We start from the raw sequence: 6,914 nt of genomic DNA on the forward strand, positions 1-6,914 counted from the left end.
CGCCCGCCGGTGGGGGGTGGGGGGGGGCCCCCCGGGGGGGGGGCGCCCCCCCCCGCCCCCCACGAGCTGAGGTCGGGCCGGGGGGGGGGGGGCCCGCCCCCCCCCCCCCCCCCGGACCGCATGGCCGCAGCGTCGTACGGCCGTCAGAAGTTCTCCTGGATCTGGCTCTTCAGCATCGCGAGGGCGAAGAAGCCGTAGAAGCCGATGGCCAGCAGCATCATGCCCAGCCGCGGCCCCCGCAGCCGTACCGCGGCCGGCAGATCGCGGCGGTTGAGCCGGATCAGCAGCGCCGTGTAGACGAGGGTGACGATGGAGGCGGTGCAGGTGGAGATGGTCAGCAGCACGATCGGCTGGTTCACCCCGGACAGCAGGATCGCCGAGCCGATGGCGACCTCGGCCCACACCACCGCGAAGTACAGCCGTCCCTCGGTCCAGAAGGCCGAATCGCGCAGGTAGTTGCGCTTGGCGAAGTCGCTGACCACCCGTCCGATGATGTCGAGCAGACCGATCGAGGCGGCCCAGAGCGAGACCGTGGCCACCGCGAAGAACAGGATCTTCAGCCAGTCGCCCACCTGCTGCCCCAGCAGATCGCCCTGGAGCCGCAGGAACTCCGGGCTGTTCTCCACATCGTCGCGCCCGAAGAGGGTTTCGTACGCGAGCATGCTCATCAGCCCGATCGTCACCAGGCAGATGACGAAGAACGACAGGATGTGCTCGGTGTTGGCCCGCCGCCACCACACCCGCCAGCGGGCCAGATTGGCCTCGTCCTGCGGAAAGGCGTAGCGGTCGGCGCCGGATGCCTCCGATTGGCCGGTGATCGGGGAGACCAGCTTGGGGACATGGGCGCCCATGCCGTAGCCCTTGTCCCGGATCCAGTTGCTGAGCACCAGGTTGTGCACCCCGCCCGCCCCGGCGGCGCCCAGCGCGCTGAGGATCATGGTGAAGGTGATGCCGTCCGGGATCCGGCCGGCGCCGGTGACGGTCTTCTCGCCCGCCGTGGTCCAGGTGTGCCAGCCGATGACGGCGACCGCGATGACGGCGAGGAAGAACAGCGTCAGGATGACCTTGACCAGCTCGACCTTCTCGATCGTGCGGTAGACCACCGGTGAGACGGTCAGCACCACCCCGAAGCCCACCAGCGAGCCCACGGTGATCCAGACGACATCGCCGCCGCCGGTCAGATAGGTGAGCACGGTCGATCCGGAGGTGGCCCAGCCCGGCCAGACGTACTGGAACGCCCCGGCCAGGCAGATCAGGATGCCCCACGCCTTGGACCAGCGGGAGAATCCGGCGACCACGGTCTGCCCGGTGGCCAGGGTGTAGCGCTCGATCTCCAGGTTGATCACCGTCTGGATGGCCAGGGTCACCACCGCGAGCCACAGCAGCCCGAGCCCGCCGACCGAGGTCAGATACGGCCAGAGGATGATCTCGCCCGCCGCCATGCCGATCCCGACGGCGACGACCCCCGGGCCGACCATCGTGCGCAGCGGTGGTGGATCGGGCAGATCGAGACAGTCGGGCGGGGCGGCGGTGGGGGACGGGCGCTGGGCGGACGGTGTCGACGACGCTGACGACATGGCGGCTCCTCGGGGGACGGCGAGGTCGTATCCGGACAGGGGGATCGGGGGGTTTCAGCGGGTGCGGGCGTGCTGGGCGGCCAGGCGTACGGGCGCGTTGGCCGCGCCGTAGCCCTGGTAGCCGTCGATCCGCTGGACGATCTCGAAGAAGACCCGGCCGACGGTGGCCGTGTACAGGTGCAGGAAGGTGCCGCTGTCGTCCCGGTCGTAGAGCAGGCCGAGTTCCCGCAGGGTGCGATGGAGCGCGGGGTCGAGCTCATGGCGCGCTTCGAGGTCGTCGTAGTAGTTGTCGGGGATGGGCAGCAGGGGCGCGCCGCGTTCCCGCAGCCGGCGCGCGGTGGCGACGATGTCCCGGCTGTGCAGCGCGATGTGCTGCCGCGGCGAGCCGGACGGGCCCGAACCGGGGCGGATCTGGGCAACGTTGAGCGCGAGCCGCACCGAGCCGTCGGCGCCTGAGACGGCCCGGCTGCGCAGCAGCCCGGACGGATCGGCCAGTTCCAGGGACTCGTGCGGCCGCAGCCCCAGGACGGTGCGGTAGAACAGCGACGCCTCGTCGAAGTGGTGCCGGGGCTGGGTGAGCGCCACATGGTCGATGTGGGTGATCCCGGCGGGGGCGGCGGAGGCGGCGCGCGGGGTGAAGTCGCCGGTCCAGCTGGGGTGGTCGGGGTGTTCGGTGCGGCAGAAGAAGAGCTCGGTGGAGTCGGGCGCGGCGACCGCGTCCAGCGGGGCGTCCGCCACGGCCCGGTGGCGCGGCAGGACGGGGGCGAGCAGGGCCCGCGCCCGGCCCGTGGACGCGGCCGGGTCGGGGGTCTCCAGGCCGATGGCGGCGAGCGCCGGTTCGGGGTGCCCGGTGGTGGCGTCGAGGCCGGAGTTGAGGACGATACGGGCGTCGCCCTGCTCCCACAGCTCCACGGGCTTGGAGTGGTGGCGGCCGGTGCGGGCGAAGCCCAGCTCGGTCAGCAGCGCGGGCAGCTCGGGGCCGGTGGAGGCCAGTTCGGCGAAGGCGAAGCCGGTGGGGACGACGGGGGCGGGCAGATCGGTGCGGCCCGCGGCCTCCTCCAGGGCGATCAGCGAGCGCAGCGCGTCCACGGCGGTGCGGGCGGTGTCGCCCTGCCGGAAGACGTCGTTGAAGACCTCCAGGGACAGCGGCCCTTCGTAGCCGGTCCGCAGCACGTGCTCCAGCAGCCCGGCCACATCGAGGCCGCCCTGTCCGGGGAAGCAGCGGTAGTGGCGGCTCCACTGGAGGACGTCCATGGCCATCAGCGGGGCGTCGGCGAGCTGGAGGAAGAAGATCTTCTCGCCGGGGATCTCCTCGATGCCCTTGGGGTCCGAGCCGCGCGAGAGGATGTGGAAGCTGTCGAGGCAGGTGCCGAGCGCCGGGTGGTCGGCCTGCCGGACGATCCGCCAGGCGTGGTCGTAGGTGTTCACATGCCGCCCCCAGGCCAGCGCCTCGTAGGCGATGCGGATGCCGTGGGCGGCGGCCCGCTCGGCGAGGAGGCGCAGCTGCTCGGCGGCGAGGGCGTCGTCGTCGAGGGCGGCGGGGGAGACGCTGGAGCACACCAGCATCAGATCCGCCCCGAGCCGCTCCATGACCGCGAACTTCTTCTCGGCCCGGCGCAGCGTGCGGGCCAGGAGGTCCTCGGGTACGGCCTCGACGTCGCGGAAGGGCTGGAAGAGGTCGATGGTGAGGCCGAGTTCGGCGGCCCGGTCCCGGATCCGCTCCGGTGGCAGGGGGCTGGCCAGCAGGTCGTTCTCGAAGAGCTCGACCCCGTCGAAACCGGCGGCGGCGATGGCGGTGAGCTTCTCCTCGAGGGTGCCGCTGAGGCACACGGTGGCGATGGACTTGCGCATGATCAGCCTCCGGCGGGGAGCTCGAGCAGGTTGGAGAGGTCGGTGAGCATCTGTTCGGCGTCGGGTTCGCGGCCGGTGAAGAGGCGGAAGGCGTCGGCGGCCTGGAAGACGGCCATGCCGCCCCCGTCCAGGGTGCGGCAGCCGGCCGCGCGGGCGGCGGCCAGCAGCGGGGTCTCCAGCGGGCGGTAGACCACCTCGGCGACCCACAGCCCGGCCCGCAGCAGCTCCACGGGCAGCGGCAGTCCGGGGTGGGCGGCCATCCCGGTGGGGGTGGCGTGCACCAGCCCGTCGGCGCCGCCGACCGCCGCCGGGAGCCCGCCGGGCGCGACGGTACGGACCCGGGCCGCGCCGAACCGTGCCGCCAGCGTCCCGGCGAGCCCCGCGGCCCGTGCCGGATCGGTGTCGGCCAGCGTCAGCCGGTCGGCGCCGACGGTCAGCAGCGCGTGGGCGACGGCCGAGCCCGCCCCGCCCGCGCCGAGCAGCACGATCTCGCCGGTGGGGGCGTCGGGCAGACCGCGGGCGAAGGAGCGGGCGAAGCCGGACCAGTCGGTGTTGTGGCCGATGGCCCGGCCGTTCTCGCCGAACACCACCGTGTTGACCGCGCCGAGCAGCGCGGCGTCCTCCGACAGCCCGTCGAGGTGCTCGATCACCGTCTGCTTGCACGGGTGGGTGATGTTCAGTCCGTCGAAACCCAGCCGGGCGGCGGCCCGCACCAGCTCGCCGACCCCGCCCGGGCCGAGCCCCAGCGGATCGATGTCGATCAGGCGGTAGAGGTACCGCAGTCCGTGGCGGTCGGCCTCGCGCTGGTGGAGGGCGGGGGAGAGCGAGGGGCCCACTCCGGATCCGATCAGCCCGACCAGAAAGGACTCCCGCCTCTCCCGGCCCTCCCGCGCCCCGCGTGACTGCCGCGCACTGCCGCGCATACCGGCGACCTCCCGTCTTCCCGGCTAATGTACGAACTGGTTCGTTAGTAGCGTGGACAGTAAAGGCCCAGGACCGACCTCTTGTGAACCCCCTGGACGTAGAGTGGCCCCAGCATGAGCGATCAGCCGCCGAAGAACAGCCGTCTCCGCGACGCCGTCCGCACCCAGGCCGAGATCCTGGATGTCGCCACCCGCGAATTCGCCGAACGCGGCTACGCCGGGGCCCGCGTCGACGAGATAGCCGCCCTCACCCGCACCACCAAGCGGATGATCTACTACTACTTCGGCGGCAAGGAGCAGCTCTACATCAAGGTCCTGGAGCGCGCCTACACCGGCATCCGCGAGGCCGAACAGGCCGTGGACGTCACCGGCCTGGACCCCGCCGAGGCCATCCGGCACCTGGCCGAGCTGACCTTCGACCACCACACCGAACACGCCGACTTCATCCGGCTGGTGTCCATCGAGAACATCCACCGGGCCGAGCACCTGGCCAAGTCCGAGACGCTGGCCAAGGCCGGCACACCGGTGATCGACCTGATCTCCGGGATCCTCGCCCGCGGCCGCGAGCAGGGCGTCTTCCGGGGTGACGCCGACGCCGTCGACGTCCACATGATGATCAGCTCATTCGCCGTCTTCCCGGTGGCCAACCAGCACACCTTCGGCACCCTCTTCGGCCGCGACCCCCTGGACCCGGGGCGCCGCGCCCACTACCGCCGGATGGTCGGCGACATGGTCGTGGCCTACCTCCGCGCCGGGTCCTGAACCGTACGGTGCGGGACCCGGCGCGACGGGGCGGGACGGCTCAGGACGGCATCGCGAGCTCGAACCAGACGACCTTGCCCGTGGACAGCCGGGTCGCGCCCCAGCGCCGCGCCATCCGGTTCACCAGATACAGCCCGCGCCCGCCCTCGTCGGACGGCCGGGCCTGGCGCAGCCGGGGCAGCTGCGGCACATCGTCGCCGACCTCGCAGCGCAGGACGTCCGTGCGCAGCAGCCGCAGTGTGATGGGCCGCTCCGCGTAGCGCACCGCGTTCGTCACCACCTCGCTGACCAGCAGCTCCACCGCGTCCGTCAGATCCTCCAGGTCCCAGCGGGCCAGCGCCCGGCGGGCCAGCCGGCGCGCCTGCCCGGCGGTCTGCGCCTTCGGGTCCAGGAACCAGTACGCGACATCGCTGGGCGCGATGCCCTCGAACCGGGCCGCGAGCAGCGCCACATCGTCGTCGCGGTCGCCGGGGCCGAGCATGTCCAGCACCTCGTCGCACAGCGGCTCCAGCGGCGGCGGGTTGGGGCCGGTGAGCCGGGCGGTGGCGGTCAGCCGCTCCCGCAGCTGCTCGATCCCGGTCCACACATCGCGCATTCGCGACTCGACCAGGCCGTCGGTGTAGAGCATCAGGGTGGCCCCGGCCGGGGCGTCCAGCTCGACCGCCTCGAAGTCGACACCACCGACCCCGATCGGCGCCCCCGGCGGCACCCGCAGCACCTCGGCACGGCCACCCCGGTGCAGCAGGAGCGGCGGCGGATGGCCCGCGTTGGCCACCACGATGCGGTGCGCGACGGGGTCGTAGACCGCGTACAGGCAGGTGGCCATGCGGTCGGTGCCCAGCCGCTGGGCCTGCTCGTCCAGGTGGTGCAGCACCTCCTGCGGCGGCAGATCGAGTCCGGCGAGGGTCTGCGCGGTGGTGCGCAGTTGGCCCATGATCGCGGCGGAGGTCATCGAATGGCCCATCACATCGCCGACCACCAGCGCCACCCGGTTGCCCGGCAGCGGGATCGCGTCGTACCAGTCGCCGCCGACCCGCGCGGTCTCGGCCGCGGGCAGATAGCGGCTGGCCAGCCGGACGCCGGTGGGCTGCGGCAGCGAGTCGGGCAGCATGGTGCGCTGGAGCTCGTCCGCGATGTACACCTCGCGTCCGTACAGCACCGCCTTGTCGACGCCGAGCGCGGTGTGGGTGGCCAGCTGGGCGGCCACCAGCAGATCGTCCGGTTCGAACGGCGGCCGGTCCGGGCGGCGTACGAAGACGGCCGCGCCGATCACCCGGCGGCGGCCGCGCAGCGGCGCCAGCACGGTGCGCTGACCGGTCGCCACCGACGGCCCCTCGCCGAGCAGTTCCGGCAGCGCGGCACGGGCCGCCTGCGAGTCGCCGAACACCGGCCGCACCCCGCGCAGCACCTCGGCCAGCGGACCGCCCGCCTCCACCTCGCACAGCTCGGCGGCCGGGCCGCCGCCCACCGCGGGCGACAGATCCGGCTGGGAGGGCAGCAGCGTCAGTCGGCCGCTCTCGGTGTCCGGGTCCAGCGGGATCCGGTCGGTGCGGCGCAGCCGCAGCACCACCGGGCCGACCGGGCGCTCGTCGCCGACCGGCAGCGGATCGCGCAGATAGACCAGGATCGCGTCGGCGAAGGTGGGCACGGTGGCCCGGCACAGGCCCAGCACGATCTCGTCCAGGTCGATGCCCCGGGCGATCCGGCGCGTAGCGGCCCCCACGAACCGCAGCCGGTCGCCGCCCCGGTCCCGCGCGGTTTCCGCCTCTGCGGGGGGGGGGTGGGGGCGCGGGGGGGCTGA

Annotated in this window: 5 protein-coding genes; 1 reads left to right on the forward strand and 4 read right to left on the reverse strand. The window is 73.0% G+C overall.

Features of this window, described 5'->3' with window-relative positions; genetic code table 11:
• Positions 1–143: 143 nt before the first annotated feature.
• Genes ACFXB5_RS45950 through ACFXB5_RS45960 form a run of 3 tightly spaced genes read right to left on the reverse strand, consistent with a single transcriptional unit; the run spans position 144 to position 4,351 of the window.
• Positions 144–1,577 carry an Nramp family divalent metal transporter gene (locus tag ACFXB5_RS45950; protein WP_385219955.1) on the reverse strand — a complete coding sequence of 478 codons (1,434 nt, stop codon included), beginning with the start codon at positions 1,575–1,577 and terminating at the stop codon, positions 144–146.
• A gap of 54 nt (positions 1,578–1,631) precedes the next feature.
• Positions 1,632–3,428, reverse strand: coding sequence for a bifunctional sugar phosphate isomerase/epimerase/4-hydroxyphenylpyruvate dioxygenase family protein (locus tag ACFXB5_RS45955; RefSeq protein WP_385219957.1), 1,797 nt, complete (start codon positions 3,426–3,428; stop codon positions 1,632–1,634).
• A 2-nt stretch (positions 3,429–3,430) separates the two neighbouring features.
• On the reverse strand, positions 3,431–4,351 hold the full coding sequence (locus tag ACFXB5_RS45960; RefSeq protein WP_385219959.1) for a shikimate dehydrogenase: 921 nt from the start codon (positions 4,349–4,351) through the stop codon (positions 3,431–3,433).
• 114 nt (positions 4,352–4,465) lie between these two features.
• Here ACFXB5_RS45960 and ACFXB5_RS45965 point away from each other — a divergent pair, with 114 nt between their 5' ends.
• Positions 4,466–5,113 carry a TetR/AcrR family transcriptional regulator gene (locus ACFXB5_RS45965; protein WP_360072964.1) on the forward strand — a complete coding sequence of 216 codons (648 nt, stop codon included), beginning with the start codon at positions 4,466–4,468 and terminating at the stop codon, positions 5,111–5,113.
• A gap of 40 nt (positions 5,114–5,153) precedes the next feature.
• Here the strand turns inward: ACFXB5_RS45965 and ACFXB5_RS45970 are convergent.
• Positions 5,154–6,914: SpoIIE family protein phosphatase (locus ACFXB5_RS45970; protein WP_385219961.1), on the reverse strand; the 1,761-nt coding region annotated here is incomplete at its 5' end.

The sequence above is a fragment of the Streptomyces sp. NPDC059455 genome, assembly GCF_042750115.1.
Taxonomy (GTDB): domain Bacteria; phylum Actinomycetota; class Actinomycetes; order Streptomycetales; family Streptomycetaceae; genus Streptomyces; species Streptomyces endocoffeicus.